15 protein-coding genes and 1 riboswitch are annotated in these 18,770 nt (G+C 35.1%); of the genes, 13 read left to right on the top strand and 2 right to left on the bottom strand.

Features of this window, described 5'->3' with window-relative positions:
* The first annotated feature begins 20 nt into the window (after nucleotides 1–20).
* From AC0IXC_RS05475 to AC0IXC_RS05450, 6 genes are all read left to right on the top strand, one after another.
* The gene (locus AC0IXC_RS05475) at nucleotides 21–914 is read left to right on the top strand and encodes an isochorismatase family protein (RefSeq protein WP_002012770.1); all 894 of its coding nucleotides are present in this window, start codon (nucleotides 21–23) and stop codon (nucleotides 912–914) included.
* Nucleotides 915–947: 33 nt separating this feature from the next.
* Nucleotides 948–8,108, top strand: a complete 7,161-nt coding sequence (locus AC0IXC_RS05470; RefSeq protein WP_471652687.1) for an amino acid adenylation domain-containing protein — start codon at nucleotides 948–950, stop codon at nucleotides 8,106–8,108.
* Nucleotides 8,105–8,329 (top strand): MbtH family protein, encoded by a 225-nt coding sequence (locus tag AC0IXC_RS05465; protein WP_000184075.1) that lies wholly within the window; start codon nucleotides 8,105–8,107, stop codon nucleotides 8,327–8,329. The genes AC0IXC_RS05470 and AC0IXC_RS05465 overlap by 4 nt, the downstream gene beginning before the upstream one ends.
* Entirely contained in the window at nucleotides 8,329–9,771 is a 1,443-nt protein-coding gene (locus AC0IXC_RS05460) for an MDR family MFS transporter (RefSeq protein WP_061674678.1), read from the top strand. Before AC0IXC_RS05465 ends, AC0IXC_RS05460 begins: the two co-directional genes overlap by 1 nt.
* Before the next feature lie 64 nt (nucleotides 9,772–9,835).
* Nucleotides 9,836–10,585, top strand: coding sequence for a 4'-phosphopantetheinyl transferase Sfp (sfp, locus tag AC0IXC_RS05455; RefSeq protein ID WP_328068383.1), 750 nt, complete (start codon nucleotides 9,836–9,838; stop codon nucleotides 10,583–10,585).
* Nucleotides 10,586–10,621: 36 nt separating this feature from the next.
* Nucleotides 10,622–11,164, top strand: coding sequence for a hypothetical protein (locus tag AC0IXC_RS05450; RefSeq protein WP_002012778.1), 543 nt, complete (start codon nucleotides 10,622–10,624; stop codon nucleotides 11,162–11,164).
* 50 nt (nucleotides 11,165–11,214) lie between these two features.
* On the opposite strand, the gene AC0IXC_RS05445 is transcribed toward AC0IXC_RS05450, so the two are convergent.
* Nucleotides 11,215–11,487 (bottom strand): HU family DNA-binding protein, encoded by a 273-nt coding sequence (locus tag AC0IXC_RS05445; RefSeq protein ID WP_002012780.1) that lies wholly within the window; start codon nucleotides 11,485–11,487, stop codon nucleotides 11,215–11,217.
* Nucleotides 11,488–11,691: 204 nt separating this feature from the next.
* Here AC0IXC_RS05445 and AC0IXC_RS05440 point away from each other — a divergent pair, with 204 nt between their 5' ends.
* Complete coding sequence (locus AC0IXC_RS05440) at nucleotides 11,692–12,459, top strand: DUF3891 family protein (protein WP_002085720.1); 768 nt, start codon at nucleotides 11,692–11,694, stop codon at nucleotides 12,457–12,459.
* 14 nt (nucleotides 12,460–12,473) lie between these two features.
* Nucleotides 12,474–13,004, top strand: a complete 531-nt coding sequence (locus AC0IXC_RS05435; protein WP_002085719.1) for a DinB family protein — start codon at nucleotides 12,474–12,476, stop codon at nucleotides 13,002–13,004.
* 49 nt (nucleotides 13,005–13,053) lie between these two features.
* On the opposite strand, the gene AC0IXC_RS05430 is transcribed toward AC0IXC_RS05435, so the two are convergent.
* A complete protein-coding gene (locus tag AC0IXC_RS05430) occupies nucleotides 13,054–14,421 on the bottom strand; it encodes an alanine/glycine:cation symporter family protein (protein ID WP_002012784.1) in 1,368 nt (455 codons plus the stop codon).
* Nucleotides 14,422–14,528: 107 nt separating this feature from the next.
* Nucleotides 14,529–14,648, bottom strand: a riboswitch (glycine riboswitch).
* A gap of 435 nt (nucleotides 14,649–15,083) precedes the next feature.
* On the opposite strand from AC0IXC_RS05430, the gene AC0IXC_RS05425 reads away from it, so the two are divergent.
* The 5 genes from AC0IXC_RS05425 (at nucleotide 15,084) to AC0IXC_RS05405 (ending at nucleotide 18,587) form a co-directional block, all read left to right on the top strand.
* Entirely contained in the window at nucleotides 15,084–15,902 is an 819-nt protein-coding gene (locus AC0IXC_RS05425; protein ID WP_002085716.1) for a hypothetical protein, read from the top strand.
* 156 nt (nucleotides 15,903–16,058) lie between these two features.
* Nucleotides 16,059–16,328 carry a PhzF family phenazine biosynthesis protein gene (locus AC0IXC_RS05420; RefSeq protein ID WP_078176586.1) on the top strand — a complete coding sequence of 90 codons (270 nt, stop codon included), beginning with the start codon at nucleotides 16,059–16,061 and terminating at the stop codon, nucleotides 16,326–16,328.
* A gap of 12 nt (nucleotides 16,329–16,340) precedes the next feature.
* Nucleotides 16,341–16,970, top strand: coding sequence for a DUF4937 domain-containing protein (locus AC0IXC_RS05415; protein WP_471652686.1), 630 nt, complete (start codon nucleotides 16,341–16,343; stop codon nucleotides 16,968–16,970).
* Nucleotides 16,971–17,069: 99 nt separating this feature from the next.
* Entirely contained in the window at nucleotides 17,070–17,435 is a 366-nt protein-coding gene (locus AC0IXC_RS05410; RefSeq protein WP_471652685.1) for a VOC family protein, read from the top strand.
* A gap of 444 nt (nucleotides 17,436–17,879) precedes the next feature.
* A complete protein-coding gene (locus AC0IXC_RS05405) occupies nucleotides 17,880–18,587 on the top strand; it encodes a pseudouridine synthase (protein WP_002085707.1) in 708 nt (235 codons plus the stop codon).
* The last annotated feature ends 183 nt before the right edge of the window (nucleotides 18,588–18,770 follow it).

Below are 18,770 nucleotides of genomic sequence, written 5' to 3'. Positions count from 1 at the left end.
AATCGGAAGGAAGTGATTAGATGGCTATCCCATCTATTTCAGTATATAAAATGCCAATTGAATCAGAACTACCAAAAAATAAAGTGAATTGGACGCCAGATCCGAAACGTGCGGTTCTTCTAATCCATGACATGCAAGAATATTTTCTTGATGCATATAGCGATAAAGAATCGCCAAAAGTAGAACTAATTTCAAATATTAAGGTGATAAGAGAAAGATGCAAGGAACTTGGTATACCAGTTGTTTATACAGCACAACCTGGTGGACAAACGTTAGAACAACGAGGGTTATTACAAGACTTTTGGGGTGACGGTATTCCTGCTGGACCAGATAAAAAGAAAATTGTCGATGAGCTTACTCCAGATGAGGATGATATATTCCTAACCAAATGGAGATATAGTGCATTTAAAAAGACGAATCTATTAGAAATTTTAAATGAGCAGGGAAGAGATCAACTTATTATTTGCGGTATTTATGCGCATATTGGCTGCCTTTTAACAGCTTGTGAAGCATTTATGGATGGTATAGAGCCATTTTTTGTAGCAGATGCAGTTGCTGATTTTTCGCTAGAGCATCATAAACAAGCATTGCAGTATGCATCTAATAGATGTGCAGTAACGACATCAACAAACTTACTATTAAAAGATTTACAAAGTGTAAAAAGCGATGAGAGTGAAGGAATCACTTTACAGAAAGTACATGAACTAGTTGCACAACTACTCCGTGAGCCAGTAGAGAGTATTGAAGTTGATGAAGACTTATTAAATAGAGGACTTGATTCGGTCAGAATTATGAGTTTAGTAGAGAAGTGGCGCCGCGAAGGGAAAGAAATCACTTTTGCAGATTTAGCAGAACGTCCAACTGTTGATGATTGGTACCGTTTACTATCTTCACAAGCAGCACAAGTGCTGTAACAAATAGACTACATAATAAAGGGGTAGTAAAGAATGCCTAATAGTCAAAAGATTCGTCATTCGTTATCATCTGCGCAGTCTGGTATGTGGTTTGCGCAACAATTAGATCCGCTTAATCCGATTTATAATACTGGGGAATATATAGAAATAAACGGAAATATTAATCATGAAATTTTCGAGTTAGCTGTGCGTAAAGTGGTAAAAGAAGCAGAAGCACTTCATGTTCGTTTCGAAGAGGATGAAATTGGCCCATGGCAAGTTATTGAGGAATCGTCAACGTTTCATATGCATTTTATTGACGTTCGTAAAGAAGAAAATCCTGAAGAAGCTGCTAAAGTATGGATGAAAAATGATTTATCTGTACCGATAGATTTAAAAGAAGATAAATTATTTACTGAAGCACTTATTCAAGTTGAAAATAATCGTTTCTTTTGGTATCAGCGCATCCATCACATTGTGATGGATGGCTATGGATTTTCACTTCTTAGCCAAAAGGTAGCGAATGAGTATACATCACTTATAGAAGAAACAAATAAGAATGAAAAGCCATTTGGTTCTCTTGCAAAAATTGTACAAGAAGATAATGAGTATCGTGAATCTAAACAAATTCAGGAAGATCGTACTTTTTGGCTAGAAAAGTTTGCAGATGAACCGGAAGTTATAAGTTTAGCAGAACGAGCGCCGAGAACATCAAATGGATTTTTAAGAGAAACTGCTTATCTATCAAATGCTAGTACGAAAACTTTACTAGAAGATATTAATATTTCGTTAACGAGTTGGCCCGAATTTGTTGTAGCTGTAACAAGTATTTATATGCATAAATTAACAGGTGCAAATGATATTGTTTTAGGTTTACCGATGATGGGGCGTCTTGGTTCTGTATCTATTCATACACCTAGCATGGTAATGAATTTAGTTCCTCTTCGTCTAAAGTTAACTCCAAATATAACTTTTGCAGAATTAATACAGCAAGTTTCTAAAGAAATTCGAGACGTACGTCGTCATCATAAATATCGTCATGAGGAATTAAGAAGAGACTTAAAGTTACTAGGTGAAAATCAAAGGTTGTTTGGGCCGTTAGTGAATGTTATGCCTTTTGATTACGGGCTTAACTTTGCTGGAAATCGTGGTATTACACATAATTTATCAGCAGGACCTGTCGATGACTTATCGATTAATGTATATAAGCGCTTCGATGAAAATGAGTTAATGATTCATTTTGATGCGAATCCGGAAGTATATAGCGATACGGAACTAGCATTGCATAAAGAAAGATTTATGAATCTATTAGAATTAGTGATAAATAATTATCACAAAGACGAGCCGATTGGAAAAATAAACATTACTCTTCCTGAAGAAAATCATAAAGTTTTATTGGAATGGAATGAAACGAAGAAAGCTGAAGAGCTAATTAATCTACCTATATTATTTGAAAAACAAGTACAAAAAAATCCAAATAAAATAGCAGTTACTTGTAACGGGATAAAACTTACGTATAAAGAGCTAAATGAACGAGCGAATGAACTAGCACACTATTTATTAGAAGAAGGAATAGAAGTAAATCAGTTTGTAGCCTTAGTATTTCCAAGATCAATAGAAATGGTAGTTAGTATGCTAGCAGTTCTAAAGGCTGGTGCAGCGTATTTACCGATAGATCCAGAATACCCAGCCGAGCGAATTCATTATATAGTAAATGATGCAAATCCAGTTTGTATCATAACACATTCATCTGTTTCATCTACTTTAGTTATAGAAAATGATATTAAAAAAATCATATTAGATAGCGAAGAAACGAAAATAGCGTTAAAAACATATTCTCATATGAATCTACCATTTAAAAATGATGAATCACTTTTAAACCAAGCTTATACAATTTACACTTCAGGATCAACCGGAAATCCAAAAGGTGTAATTGTTACTATGAAAGGTTTAAGTAACTTCTTATTAGCTATGAAAGATATGTTTTCATTAAATGAAAACGATCATTTATTAGCAGTTACAACGTTTGCGTTTGATATTTCTGCTCTAGAAATTTATTTACCTCTTATTAGTGGTGCAAGTTTAACAATTGCACAAAAAGAGGTAATCCAAGAGCCTTCTGCGTTAACGACATTGTTACAAGAAGAAAGAGCGACAATTATGCAAGCTACACCGACGCTCTGGCAGGCGTTAATAACTGAATATCCAGAGAGGTTACAAAGGCTAAACGTACTCGTTGGCGGTGAAGCTCTTCCGGCACATTTAGCAAATAAATTAAAAGAATTAGGTTGCTCTATAACTAACTTATATGGACCAACTGAAACGACTATTTGGTCTACTTTCATGAACATTGATGACAGTGAAAATGGTATCCCTCCTATTGGAAGACCAATTTGGAATACAGAAGTGTACGTTTTGGATGCAGGGTTACAGCCTGTTCCACCTGGAGTTATCGGTGAATTATATATTGCAGGAGAAGGACTTGCGAACGGATATTTAGGAAAACCAGCGTTAACGGCTGAACGGTTTGTTGCAAACCCTTATGGAAAAGATGGAGCACGTATGTACCGCACAGGTGATCTTGTGAAATGGCGTAACGATGGTGTGTTAGAGTACATTAGTCGCGCAGATCATCAAATTAAAATTCGCGGTTTCCGAATTGAATTAGCTGAAATTGAAACGGTATTACAACGACATGAAAATATACAACAAGCAGTGGTAATGGTACGAGAAGATCGTCCAAATGATAAACGAATCATTGCGTATATCGTTGCCGAAGAGAAGGAACCAATTAATCTTTCGGAAATTCGTTCTTATGTTTCAGAAAGTTTAGCGAATTATATGGTGCCATCGGCATTTGTTGTGCTAGAAGAATTACCATTAACACCAAATAGTAAGGTTGATAGAAAGAAATTACCTGCTCCTGATTTTAATGGAATGAACAATGAGAGAGTTGCTAGAAATCCGAAAGAAGAAATATTATGTGATTTATTTGCTGAAGTACTTGGTGTTTCGCGAATTAGTATAGATGATAATTTCTTTGAAATGGGTGGCCATTCGCTTCTTGCATCTCGTTTAATGGCAAGAATTCGTGAAACGTTAAGTGTAGAATTAGGAATCGGAAAGCTATTTGAATCACCAACTGTTGCTGAATTAGCGAACCAGTTGGATCGTGCAAAAAGCGCAAGGCCAGCTATTAAGAAAGTAAGTAGGCCAAATGAAGTTCCACTTTCATTTGCACAGCGCAGGTTATGGTTCTTAAATTGTTTAGAAGGTCCAAGTCCTACTTATAATATTCCGTTAGTCATTCGTATGTCTGGAAAATTGAATGAGGAAGCACTGCAAGGTGCCTTTTATGATGTAGTTGAGAAACATGAAACACTTAGAACGATTTTCCCGAATTCACTTGGCAGTTCATATCAAAGAATTCTAGAAATGGATAAATTGAATTTAAAAATGATTATAACAAATACATGTAAGGATGAATTAGAAAGTACACTGTCTGAAGCTGTAAGATATAGCTTTAATCTTGATATCGAACCAGCAATTCGTTTGCAACTTTTTAAAGTGAGTGAAAACGAACATGTTTTACTAATTCTTTTGCATCATATTGTAGGAGATGGATGGTCATTACAAGCGTTAACGAGAGACTTTACAGCGGCTTATAAAGCACGATGTCAAGGTGATAGTGTTCAACTAGAAACCCTTCCAGTTCAATACGCAGATTATTCACTATGGCAACAACAGCTATTAGGTGATGAAACAAAACCAGACAGTATTATTTCAACACAATTAGATTTTTGGAAAGAAGAGTTAAAAGGTTTACCAGATCAAATGGAGTTACCTACAGATTACCAGCGCCCAATTGAAACTAGTTATCGCGGGGAAACAATTCATTTTCATTTAGATGAAGGTATGCATAGTAGGTTAGTGGAGCTCGCTCGTAAAAATGGAGTTAGTTTGTTTATGGTGTTGCAAGCAGGACTAAGTGCCTTATTTACAAGATTAGGTGCTGGAACTGATATACCATTAGGTAGTCCGATTGCTGGAAGAAACGACGATGTACTCACGGATATAGTTGGTTTATTTGTAAATACATTAGTGTTACGCACAAATACATCAGGAGATCCAAGTTTTAAAGAATTATTAAATAGAGTGAAACAGGTAAACCTTACAGCTTATGAAAATCAAGATGTTCCATTTGAACGACTTGTTGAAGTGTTAAACCCAGTACGAACTCGAAATAGTCATCCGCTGTTTCAAGTTATGTTAGCTTTCCAAAATACGCCAGAAGCAACGTTTAATGTACCGGATTTAGAAGCGAGCCTTGAAATTCAAAGTGTTGGTTCTGCAAAATTTGATTTAACATTTGAAATTAGCGAGAGTAACAGAGTTGATGGTACTCCAAACGGCTTACACGGATTGTTAGAGTTTAGTACCGATTTATATAAACGTGAAACGGTTCAAAAAATAATAGAACGATTCATTCTATTATTAGATGATGCAGAGAAACATCCGGATCAATCAATTGGTAGATTAGAAATATTAACTTTAGCAGAGCGAAATACAGTTTTAGAAAAGTGGAATGGTGGTTTTCAAATTGTACCTGAAATGACATTGCCACAATTATTTGAAAAGCAGGCTCATGTAAATCAAAATTCTATTGCTGTCGTCTTTGAAGATGAAAAGCTAACTTATGAAGAGTTAAATAGAAAAGCGAATAAAATAGCTCGTTTGTTAATAGCGAAAGGAATCGGTCCTGATCAACTTGTTGCTTTAGCGATGCCGAGATCTTTAAATATGGTTGTAAGCTTACTTGCTGTTCTTAAAGCTGGTGCGGGATACCTTCCGTTAGATCCGGATTATCCGTCAGATCGTATCTCATTTATGCTAGACGATGCGAAACCATCATGTGTTTTAACAAATTCAGATGTGGAAATTGAATGTGATGAGGCACTAAAGATTTTAGTTGATGATGTGAACGTAATAGAAGAAATTGAGAAATATAGTGAAGACAATATAGATGAAATGGAGCGCATGAAGCCGTTATCTCCTTCACATATTGCTTATGTTATTTATACGTCAGGATCAACAGGTAGACCGAAAGGCGTTATGATACCTCATCAAAATGTAGTAAGACTTTTAGGAGCAACTGATCATTGGTTCCAATTTGACGCAGACGATGTGTGGACGATGTTCCATTCATACGCTTTTGATTTCTCGGTTTGGGAAATTTGGGGACCTTTATTATATGGAGGGCGTTTAGTTGTAGTACCACATACTGTAAGTCGCTCGCCGAAAGAATTTTTACAGCTTCTTGTTAAGGAAAAGGTTACTGTTTTAAACCAAACTCCATCAGCGTTCTATCAATTGATGCAAGCAGATCGTGAAAATGAAGAGGTTGGTCAAAAATTATCTTTACGATATGTTGTTTTTGGCGGAGAAGCACTTGAACTAAGTCGATTAGAAGATTGGTATAGTCGTCATCCTTATAACGCACCGAAGCTTATTAATATGTACGGAATAACGGAGACGACGGTACATGTTAGTTATATTGAATTAGATGAAAGTATCGTATCTTTACGAGCAAATAGTTTAATCGGGTGCAGTATACCGGATCTTAAAGTATACGTATTAGATAACTATTTACAACCGATGCCACCTGGAGTAGTTGGAGAAATATATGTTGCAGGTGCAGGGCTCGCTCGTGGATATTTAGGAAGAGCAGGATTAACTGCAGAACGTTTTATCGCAGATCCATTTGGTAAGCCAGGTACAAGAATGTATCGTACAGGAGACCTAGCGCGCTGGCGTCAAGATGGGACGTTAGATTATATAGGACGTGCAGATCATCAAATTAAAATTCGTGGATTCCGAATTGAATTAGGGGAAATAGAAGCGGTAATAATGAAACATCCTAAAGTTGAACAAGTAGCTGTTATTGTACGGGAAGATCAACCAGGGGATAAACGATTAGTTTCTTATATCGTCGCATCAAATAATGAAACGATCGATACGAATGAAATGCGTCAGTATGCTGGAGGTAGTTTGCCAGATTATATGGTTCCATACGCTTTTGTAGTAGTAAATGAGTTACCTTTAACTCCAAACGGTAAATTAGATAGAAAGGCATTGCCAGCTCCAGAATTTATTGCATCATCTTCTAGCCGCGGACCAAGAACACCGCAAGAAGAAATGTTATGTGACTTGTTTACAGAAGTTTTAAGTGTGTCTCAAATTGGAATTGATGACGGATTCTTTGATCTTGGTGGTCATTCACTTCTTGCAGTGCAGCTGATGAGTCGCATTAAAGAGGCACTTGGAGTTGAACTAAATATCGGAACTTTATTTGCAGCACCTACTGTTGCAGGGCTTGCTGAAAGACTTGAAATGGGGAATGGTCAAAGTGCACTTGATGTGTTGCTTCCATTACGAGCAAGCGGAGATCAATTACCACTATTTTGTGTACATCCAGCAGGTGGATTAAGTTGGTGCTATGCAGGACTTATGAAATCTTTAGGAACAGATTATCCAATCTATGGTTTACAAGCACGTGGTATCGCTGAAAATGAAGAACTTCCAAAAAGCTTAGAGGAGATGGCGGCGGATTATTTAAAACACGTTCGTGAAATACAGCCTCACGGACCATATCGTTTACTCGGATGGTCGCTTGGAGGAAATGTTGTTCATGCAATGGCGGCGCAACTTCAAAATGAAGGGGAAGAAGTAGAATTACTCGTTATGCTTGATTCGTATCCTGGTCACTTCTTACCGAATACGGAAGCACCTACTGAAGAAGAAGCGTTAATCGCATTACTTGCTTTAGGTGGATATGATCCAGATAACATGGATGGTAAACCACTTACTATGGAAAGTGCGGTTGCAATACTTCGCAAAGATGGAAGTGCATTAGCAAGTCTTGAGGAAGAGACTATTTTAAACTTGAAAGAAACATATGTAAATTCAGTAGGGTTGTTAGGGAAATACGTGCCAAAAGTTTATAACGGGGATATTTTATTCTTTAGATCTACTGTTATACCAGACTGGTTTGATCCTATTTCTCCAAATACGTGGCTAAATTATTTAGACGGGGAAATCGTGCAGCATGACATTGATTGTAGACATAAAGATTTATGTCAGCCAGGTCCACTTACAGAAATTGGACAAGTGCTAGCGAAATATTTGCAGAATAAGAAAGGGGTAAGTAAAGTATGACGAATCCATTTGAAAATGATAATTACACATATAAAGTATTAATGAATGAGGAGGGCCAGTATTCTCTCTGGCCTGCCTTTCTCGATGTACCAATTGGATGGAATGTCGTACATGAAGAAGCTAGCAGACAAGTTTGCTTAGAATACGTTGAAGTTAACTGGAATGATTTAGAGCCGAAAAAAAATCAAATTAGCGAAAAAATATTAGTAGGAAAACAATAATGAAAGTAAAAATTAATCCAAAAGTAGTTGTAAGCATCGTTTATATAACAGCGATGTTTATGGCTGCGATGGATGCAACGATTGTGAATGTAGCACTGCAAACGATAAGCAAAGAACTGCAAGTGCCCCCATCTGCAATGGGAACTGTAAATGTTGGGTATTTAGTTAGCTTAGCTATTTTCCTTCCGATTTCTGGTTGGTTAGGAGATCGCTTTGGTACGAAAAAAGTATTTTTAACTGCCCTTTTCGTTTTTACAATTGCATCTGCACTATGTGGAATTGCTAATGATATTACTTCATTAAACATTTTTCGTATCATTCAAGGTGCTGGTGGCGGACTTTTAACACCAGTCGGGATGGCGATGTTATTCCGAACATTTTCACCAGAGGAAAGACCAAAAATTTCTCGATTTATTGTACTTCCAATTGCTGTAGCACCAGCGATCGGACCAATTATTGGTGGTTTCTTTGTAGATCAAATGTCTTGGCGCTGGGCATTTTATATTAATCTGCCGTTTGGCATCATTGCGTTGCTATTTGGACTTCTATTTTTAGCAGAGCATATTGAAAAATCGGCTGGTCGTTTTGATTCTCTCGGTTTTGTTCTTTCAGCACCAGGTTTTGCGATGCTCATCTATGCACTCAGTCAAGGCCCGTCAAAAGGTTGGGTTTCTCCAGAAATAATTAGTATTGGGATAGCTGGGATTGTATTACTTACATTGTTTATTATTGTAGAACTTAAAGTAAAGCAACCGATGTTAGATTTACGCTTATTAAAAGAACCGGTCTTTAGAAAAATGAGTCTTATTTCGTTGTTTTCATCAGCTGGTTTACTAGGAATGTTATTTATTTTTCCGCTTATGTATCAAAATGTAATAGGAGTTTCCGCGCTGGAGTCGGGTCTTACTACATTCCCAGAGGCGATTGGATTAATGATTTCTTCGCAGATTGTACCATGGTCATATAAGAAATTAGGAGCTCGAAAGGTAATCTCCATTGGATTAGTAAGTACGGCGGTTATCTTTATTTTATTAAGTTTTGTAAATCATGATACGAATCCATGGCAAATTCGGGCACTATTGTTTGGCATTGGTATTTTCTTAGGCCAATCTGTCGGTGCGGTTCAATTTTCTGCTTTTAACAATATTGCACCACCTTCTATGGGTAGAGCAACTACTATATTCAATGTGCAAAACCGATTAGGATCAGCAATAGGAGTTGCTGTTTTAGCTAGTATACTATCTGGTTTTGGAAGTAATAACGTACAGAATAATGCACAGTCAGATTTCTTACCATATCAAGCAGCATTAATTGGATCAGCAATATTTTTACTCATAGCATTACTATTTTCTTTACGTATTTCTGATAAAGAGGTAATGTCAAAGAAGAATAAAAAGCCGTTATCTGTATTACAAAAAGAGAAAGAAGTTGTAAATGAATGAGTTGCAGCATGCTAATACTCTTTTGAAATAAAGTAATATTGGCATTTAAAAGGAGAGAGTTTACATGATAGAGAGTAAAGTTGTAGATTCTGTACCAACTCTTAATGAGAATAGTTGTCAAATATGGTGGGCAAGAATTTCAGATTTACAATCATGGCATTACAATTTACTAAATGATGTAGAGCGAGAGAAAGCAAATTCATATCATCATTCGGCAGACCGTGCGCGTTTTATAATAGGGTGTGTAAGTAGTAGATTAGTACTTGGAAAGGTACTTTCTATGTCGCCAGTCCAAGTGCCAATTGATCGAATGTGCCCAGTATGTAAATTACAACATGGCAGACCACAGTTACCAGAAGGTATGCCGCAAATATCAGTCTCACATTCGGGTGAGTGGGTTGTTGTTGCATTTACTAAATCTGCACCTGTTGGTGTTGATGTTGAGCAAATGAATCCAAATGTAGATGTTATGAAAATGGCAGAGGGCGTATTAACAGACATTGAAATAGCACAAGTTATGAAGTTACCTGATGAGCAGCGACTAGAAGGATTTTTAACATATTGGACTCGAAAAGAAGCAGTGCTGAAAGCGACAGGTGAAGGACTATTGATCCCACCAGTAGAAATTACAGTATCAGCTCCAAATGACCCTCCAAAATTGTTGATTTTTAAAGATAGACAAGAGTTAGCAGAAAATACAATGATGGAAGATGTAAGACCTAGTTTAGATTATATGGCTTCCATTGCAATATTTAGTAAAGAAGTAACTGAAATTACGCAGTTAGACGCGGGATTGCTATTAAATCATCGTTAATTTTTAATAAAATTTCTTATAGAAGAGGTGTTCCTCATGTTAGTAGCGGAAAATAGAAAAACTGAATTAACTTATAATGTACAGGCAATTAAAGATATGTTGTTTTCTAGAAATACGTCATCTATTCTAGCTTTAGAAAAACTTGTAAAAGATACAGTTCAATTTGATGTACTTGAACAGGAAGCGCTCGATAGACAATACATTCCCAAAGAAGCAAAGAATTTCTTTGATAAAAACGGAACATTTCTTTATCGCGTATCTAATGTTAGTTATAAAGGTAAGGTGTTATCTGAAAATCTAATTTTTGCAGACACTTCGTTTTTACCGGATACAATAAAGAGTGAATTAGAGAGTGGAAATATTCCTGTTGAAAACCTTATAGAAAAGATGGAAGTAAGAAGAAATGTATTATATGAAGGATATCAGCCATCTGGAAATATTATCGAATTGTTTGATGGATGTTCTGTTGCGGCGAATGTTTATCCAACTAGAAAATATCAAATTGTAAGTAACTGCAAATGTGTATTTTATATTTGTGAAGTGTATCATGCAGAGAATATAAAGGAACTGCTTAAATAAGAACTAAACAATAAACAAGAAACCAGCCTATAAAATGGCTGGTTTCTTGTTTATTTAACAGCTTCTTTTAATTCTTTTCCTGCTTTAAATGCTGGAACTTTACCAGCAGCAATCTGAATTTCTTCTCCAGTTTGCGGATTACGCCCTGTACGAGCAGATCTTTCACGCACTTCAAAAGTTCCAAAGCCGATTAGTTGCACTTTATCGCCAGATTGTAATGCATTAGCAATTGTGTCAAATACGGATTGTACAGCTGCAGAAGCATCTTTTTGAGAAATATCAGCTGATTGTGCTACATTTTTAACTAATTCTGTTTTGTTCATGTTTTCACCTCATAAAAATTTTTTTAGAATGAATGTTTTAGTATAATGGTTAGTAAAGATAAAGCTAACTTTGTGATTAGAAAGAATGCTGTATATTTATGTTAATTTCGTTGAAAGAAACTGAATCCCTGCTAATATTTAGGGATTAATTAAGAATTGATGCATACAACAAGCTGTAATATGAGGATGAGGGGGAATATACGGATGATTTTTCGTGAAAAGAATGAGAAAGAAAGTATATTAATTCGTCAACATGATCATGGTTTTTTAGCTGGTGAAATTGCAAGACATATAATAGAAGATTTTTTTGAAGATAAAATATACTTAAAAGAGACAATTGATGCTATATATGAGCATGATAGAGGATGGATAGAGCTTGATAAAGTACCAATTTTGAATGATACTAAAAATATTCCATATACATTTATGGATTGTCCAAGTTCATTACGCTTTGTTTTTTATACGATTGGTTTGAATGCAATTGAAGAGTCAAATCCATACGGGGCGCTACTTTGTAGTAAGCACTTTTTATCATTTTCATTAAATGAGGAAGATGAAGAGATGATGTCTTTTTATAAAAATGAATTGGAACGACAAAAAAGAATTTTGAAAACGTTAACAAAAGAACAATATGCGATGTTTGATAAACATTATAGATTATTAAAGTTTTGTGATGAACTTTCTTTATATGTATGTATGAATAAACCTGGTGTAAAAAAGAAAGATGAAATTGATTTATTTAAAGAGGGTTTTGAAGGAACAGAAATGTTTAATAGTAAGGGGGAGAAGCCTATTCAAGCTGAATGGGTGGATGAAGAAACAATTCAAATTACATCGTTTCCATTTAAAACGGAATTTTATACATATGTAAAATATAAAACTATAAATAAACATGAAGTTAAAGAAAAAGGGATTGTAAAAGCTGATAGAGAATCGGAAATGAAGAAGCAAAACATTCGTTTCATACAATAAGGAGGAGATTTAGATTGAAAGATTACATGTTAAAACAGTTTGATTACCATGCTTGGGCTAATACACGATTATTCAACCGACTAAAAGAGTTACCAAACTATGAGACAATTTTTAATGAACAGATACAGAGTGTATTCCCATCAATTAAGGATACTTTTGTACATATTTATATTACAGATCAAGTGTGGTTACACATATTGCATGGTAAAAGTATGAGTGAAGTAATACAAGACCGAGAAAAATTACGAAAACAAATCGAAACTAAATCGTTACATGAATTAGAAAAAATGTTTGAAAACATGGCAAATCAATATAAAGAATTTTTAAGTAGAATACAAGACGTAAATACTGTATTTGTTATTGAGAACCCATATGCAGGTGCATTAGACACTTCCATTTTAGAGTTAGTGCAACACGTCGTAAATCATGGTACATATCATAGAGGGAATATAACAGCAATGATCCGTCAACTTGGTTATTCATCTACAATGATGGATTTTGTACTTTATTTACATATGGTTCAGGAGGGAAAGGAATTGAAATAGAGAAAAAAGGAATGGCTTATTATAAATGAGCCATTCCTTTTTTTAGTGATTAACTTGCCTGTTTTTTATGACTTTCTTTCAATTTCTCTGCTTGTAAAAAGCGATTCGTTTCAGCGACAACAATACCACTTAATCCGATTAGGCCAATTAAGTTTGGAATCGCCATAAGTCCATTTGCAATATCGGCAAATGTCCATACGACACCTAGCTTTAAATTAGCACCTATTGCAATCATAACGATAAAGATTGCTTTATAATATCGTACAGCACCTTGTCCGAATAAATAAGCTACACACTTCTCTCCGTAATACGACCAACCTAAAATAGTAGAGTAGGCGAATAATATAATGGCGATACCGAGAATCATACTACCAGCAGTACCGAATACGGATTGGAATGCTAATGTTGTAGCTTCAACACCAGTTTTACCTGATTTCCATGCGCCTGTAGTAATTAATACTAGCCCCGTAATTGTACATACAATAAATGTATCTAGAAAAGTACCAGTCATAGAAACTAAAGCTTGTTTTGCAGGTGAATCTGTTTTGGCAGCAGCCGCAGCAATAGGAGCACTCCCTAAACCAGCCTCGTTAGCAAATACACCACGTGCCATTCCTATTTGAATTGCAGATGCAACTGTTGCTCCGATAAAACCACCGGCAGCTGCAGTACCTTGAAATGCACCAGAAAAAATAAGTGAAAATGCTTCTGGAATTTGATCAAAGTGATAGAAAATAATAATAAGGCCAGCGATTATATAAAAGAATGCTTTAATAGGAACGATATATCCAGTAACTCTACCAATCTTTTTTACACCGCCCAAAATAACGATAGCGATTAAGAATGACATGAGTATACCAGTTAATGCAGGAGGGAAAGAAAAATTGATTCGCATTGCCTCTGCAACTGAATTAGATTGAACCATATTACCGATACCGAAAGAAGCAGCTGTGCCGAATATAGCGAATAAAACAGCCAGCCATTTTTTCCCTAAACCACGTTCTAAATAATACATTGGTCCACCGGAGTATTCACCATTTTCATTACTAACACGGTATTTCACCGCAAGGATTGCTTCGGCATACTTTGTTGCCATTCCAAATAAAGCAGTAATCCACATCCAAAAGATTGCGCCGGGTCCACCGATTGTCACAGCAGTTGCGACACCTGCTATATTTCCCATACCAATCGTTGCAGCCATAGCTGTCATCAGTGCTTGGAAGTGACTAATATCTCCAGAAGATGATGTATCCTCTGATTTTTTAAAAGCTAGCTTGTGAGCGTATATTAGTTTACTAAACTGTAAACCTTTTAAGCGCACTGTGAGAATGATACCAGTTCCAACGAGTAGCAACAAAGTTGGTAACCCCCACACATACTGATTAATTTGTTCTAATACTTTACTTACTGTCTCCATCTGTATTCTCCTTTTTTAGAAAAAATAAAAACCACTTCAAGGAAATGAAATGGTCTCTGGAGAAACAAGGGATAGAAAAATAAACCGATACAAATCGGCATTTTCTTTCGCTTGTCTCTGTCCTTTTACCTGAGAGATTATCCGCTAGATTAGCGGATTTGCTCCTTCGGTGCTCGTTTTCCTCCGCGCTATATTAAGCGAGAGGGAGTCTCTCCAGAGATTCGTCCCCATGCAGTTCTACTTGTAAACAAGACCTGAGAGTTTCAAAGTTGGTTCAGCAACTTTTTGCCCCGTCGGTAGATCAATAGACCTTCTCCTGAATGGTTCATCCGAATTATAAAATTAAAAACTTAAACGCATTGATTGTGTATAGAATCAATAAAAACATTATAGATATACAATTAGTGAAATGCAATCATTTTTTATTTTGAAATAGTAAATAAACTTATTTTTTTGGTATTCCTAATTTATCTTCTATTTTATGATCTCAGGAGAGATTACTTATTATATATTCGAAAAATGAATGGTGATAAAAGAGATAGGACGTAACAATGTAGGATTATTTATGTCTTACTTTCAAATTTTCAATTCTGAATTATTTGAATTATAATTGTTGTATGTGTGGAATAAACCAATATTTTATAGGGAAATGAGTTGATAAATTGCCAAGAATAAAAAAAATAGGGCGTTTTTGTCCTGTGGATGATGAAGGATTTATTATAAACGATGCACATTTTAATAAAATTCAGCCTGTGTTTTTGGAGGTAATACAAGAAATAAAGGATACTTGTTGTCAATTTTTGCGGGATGATTTGCACAGTGTTTATATAAGGGGTTCTATTCCAAGAGGGATTGGGATAGAAGGGGTTGCAGATGTAGATATGATTATATTAGTTCGAAAGAATCCTCAAGTAATTGACTTAAGCTGGAGAAAGGAGCTAGAAGTCCAAATTACACAGCAGTTTAATTGTATATCAGGAGTGGAGTTAAGTTTTTATAGTGAAAAAGAAGTAATAAACTCAGAGGATTTTTCTTTTATAGGATTTATGATTCAGACACATAGTGTATGTATATTAGGTGAAGACGTAAAATTATATTTACCTAAATATAAAGTAAGTCAGGAGATAGTGTATGAACATCTCATTCATTTGCGGAAACAAATTGAACAAACACACGAAGAGTTAATTCATAATAAGGACGTAGATGATATAGAGGATTGTTGTCGTTGGATCATGAAGATTGTAGTCAGGGCAGGTCTAGCATTAACAATTGATAGAGAAGGGCTGTATTCCAGGGACTTATATCCAGCATATGAGTTATTTAGTAAGCATTTTCCCGAACAAGAAAAAAATATGAGGAAAGCACTACAATATGTAATTGAACCGATAAAAGATATAGAAGAAATCTTATCATTTTTAGATACGTTTGGTGATTGGTTGATAGAAAAAGCAGAGGATTCTTTGAAAAATATACAAATTTAATAAACTATAATTTCATTATGTAAACAGGTTGTATTGAAGAATAGAAGAGAGGAGAGATATTGGGATTTTTACATTGTGGATGTATTCTCGCAAGGCAAGTATTCAGGTAATCAACTTGCGTTATTTATGGGAAATTAGGGATTTTATAGTTAGGGAATCAATGATCTTAATGTCCGTGATTTTGCAGATTATTATGGAATCACAGAGGATATGGCAACAGGAAGCTCAAATGGATGTTTAGCGGCGTATCTTATAAAATATCGTTATCTTGGAACGGAAAAGATAAATATGCATGTCGAACAAGGGTATGAGATAAATCGCCATTCTCTAATACACATACAAGCAGAGGTGATTGAGAGTAAAATTAATGTTTGCATTGGTGGAAAAATAGAAAGTATTGCAAGTGGGAAATGGACCGTATCATAAGGGGGATTAGAAATGCTATTAAAAACAATATTTTGCAAGGTGGAAGAAGAGAAAAGGGAATTGTTTTCTGATGCGCAAGAAAAATGGCGTGATTTACAGTATTTAGACGGATTCTATGGACAATTTGGTGGGTGGAATGAAGGGGAAGCGTGTGTATATACTTTATGGGAAGATAGAAATGCATATCAATCATTCATGAATGATGCTCATGATACAATTTTTTTAAATAGTAATCAAGAAGGCACATATATTTCCTGTAATATTGAAATGTTTCAAACGTTGTATGATATAACAGAAACTCCTTTGAAAGACGTAACTGCACAAGGGTCATTTGTAAGAGTTGCAATTTGCGATGTGAAAGAAGGAAAAGAAAAGTATTTTTTACATAAGCAAGAAACAATTTGGAATAAAGGAATGGAAAATGCAAAAGGAATGTTAGGTGGAGTTGTTGGGAAGTCTTTAAAGACTGAAAATCGTTACATAGTATTAACGTATTGGCAAGATGAAATAGCACACGAACTCTATATGAAAGAAATTTTCCCAGAGTTATATCAGTCAGCAAATGTAAATGAGTATGTTGAAAATATAAATGGGAAGAGAGTTATTCGGAAGGAAGAATGGTCTGTTGCCGCTTCTAAATAAAGTTAGAACTTATTAAAGTAGCTAGTTTCGAAAAATTCAATACAGAACATTAGTCCTTGTGCAATTACTTTGTACAAGAATAAGAGGGGGGATATTTAAATGAGTAGAGTTTTAAGATTTGAATTGCAAGTCCCAAACCCTGAAGAAGCTATTCAATTTTATACAAATAGTTTTGGATGGAAGTTTGAAAAAGTGCCTGGGCCACATGACTATTGGTTCATAATTACAGGTGAGAGTGATAGACTTGGTATCGATGGTGGATTAATGAAATCACCTGATGGTGCTACTAGGACAACTAATTCGATTGAAGTACCTTCAGTTGATGAGTACATAAATAAAGTTATTGAAAATGGTGGACAAGTAGTTGTACCTAAAACTGCTATTCCTAATATGGGTTACTTTGCTTATTGTATAGATAATCAAGGGCTACTTTTTGGAGTATGTGAAGAAAATAGTGAAGCGTAAAAAATTAGGGGAGTTCGAGATTATTTTGTTTGTTGAACGATGTTTTCTATCAAAGATTATAATTATTGAACACTTTTGTATAAAAACTAGTATTCGTTTAGTTGAAGAAGGATCCATTTTGATTATTTTCAAAAGGGTTCTTTTTTATTTTTCACATATTGTGAGTTATTTAGGCATGATTAATCAAACTTATATCGGTATATTATCTATGAAAAAAGTAAATAAATGATGTTATATTCAAGGGTTGATCTATTGACTGCTAAACAGTTTGAGGTGAAAAGGAAAAGAGGACCAATTATTTTCGTGTAAACATGTAATTAAGTGAAGACGTCATATACCCTTTCATGTTAATATATTTAAGTTATAATAGGAGGCTTACCCTTTTGTATTGTACGGTAGAAGCAGTGTGAGCTTGAAATTTTTTATGAAAAGGATGTGCCTAACTTGCGTATCAATAAATTTATTAGTGAAGCTGGAAAAGCGTCTCGACGTGGAGCAGATAAGTTAATTAACGAGAGAAAAGTAATTATTAACGGTAAGGTTGCAAAAATTGGTGACCAAGTAAATCCAGGTGATGACGTACGAGTAAATGGAGAGCAACTTCGTATTGCTCGAGACCATGTGTATATCGCTTTAAATAAACCAGTAGGTATTACATGTACAAGTGAAAAAGCAGTAAAAGGTAATATTATCGATTTAGTGAATCATCCTTTACGAATCAATCACATCGGACGTCTCGACAAAGACTCAGACGGTTTAATTTTGTTAACGAATGATGGCGATATCGTTAATGAGATTTTACGTGCTGAAAACAAACATGAGAAAGAATATATCGTTTCAGTAGATAAGCCGATTACACCGGAGTTTTTAGAAAAAATGGCAGCAGGTGTTAAAATTTTAGATACAAAAACACTTCCTTGTGAAGTAACACAGTTATCAAAATATGAGTTCCAAATTATTTTAACACAGGGGCTAAATCGTCAAATTCGCCGTATGTGTGAAGCTTTGGGTTATCAAGTATACACGTTAAAACGTACGAGAATTATGAATATTGAGTTGAATAATTTACCAGTCGGACAGTGGAGAGATTTATCGAAAAAAGAGAAAAAACGCCTATTTTCAGACTTAAATTACGAACCACAAGATTGGTAAAAAAGAGAAGGGGAGACCAAAAAATGTTTTTGGTTTCTTTTTTTTGAATAAAAAATATATTTTTAACACTTGTAAAAATAAAATGAATAGGATATATTAAATAACAATAAATGTAATTGTTACAAAAGCAAAGAAAAGGACACGAGTTATTTTAAACGGTTATACAGAGAAGGAAGGAAAGCT

The sequence above is a fragment of the Bacillus sp. AC266 genome (assembly GCF_979253805.1).
Note: the sequence above shows the minus strand (reverse complement) of the source record. Positions and strands in the feature narration are given on the sequence as shown.

Excerpts from the sequence above, each read along its gene's own strand:
- AC0IXC_RS05475 (WP_002012770.1), top strand. The coding sequence starts at position 21 with ATGGCTATCCCATCTATTTCAGTATATAAAATGCCAATTGAATCAGAA.
- AC0IXC_RS05470 (WP_471652687.1), top strand. The coding sequence starts at position 948 with ATGCCTAATAGTCAAAAGATTCGTCATTCGTTATCATCTGCGCAGTCT.
- AC0IXC_RS05465 (WP_000184075.1), top strand. The coding sequence starts at position 8,105 with ATGACGAATCCATTTGAAAATGATAATTACACATATAAAGTATTAATG.
- AC0IXC_RS05460 (WP_061674678.1), top strand. The coding sequence starts at position 8,329 with ATGAAAGTAAAAATTAATCCAAAAGTAGTTGTAAGCATCGTTTATATA.
- sfp (WP_328068383.1), top strand. The coding sequence starts at position 9,836 with ATGATAGAGAGTAAAGTTGTAGATTCTGTACCAACTCTTAATGAGAAT.
- AC0IXC_RS05450 (WP_002012778.1), top strand. The coding sequence starts at position 10,622 with ATGTTAGTAGCGGAAAATAGAAAAACTGAATTAACTTATAATGTACAG.
- AC0IXC_RS05445 (WP_002012780.1), bottom strand. The coding sequence starts at position 11,487 with ATGAACAAAACAGAATTAGTTAAAAATGTAGCACAATCAGCTGATATT.
- AC0IXC_RS05440 (WP_002085720.1), top strand. The coding sequence starts at position 11,692 with ATGATTTTTCGTGAAAAGAATGAGAAAGAAAGTATATTAATTCGTCAA.
- AC0IXC_RS05430 (WP_002012784.1), bottom strand. The coding sequence starts at position 14,421 with ATGGAGACAGTAAGTAAAGTATTAGAACAAATTAATCAGTATGTGTGG.
- AC0IXC_RS05415 (WP_471652686.1), top strand. The coding sequence starts at position 16,341 with ATGCTATTAAAAACAATATTTTGCAAGGTGGAAGAAGAGAAAAGGGAA.
- AC0IXC_RS05410 (WP_471652685.1), top strand. The coding sequence starts at position 17,070 with ATGAGTAGAGTTTTAAGATTTGAATTGCAAGTCCCAAACCCTGAAGAA.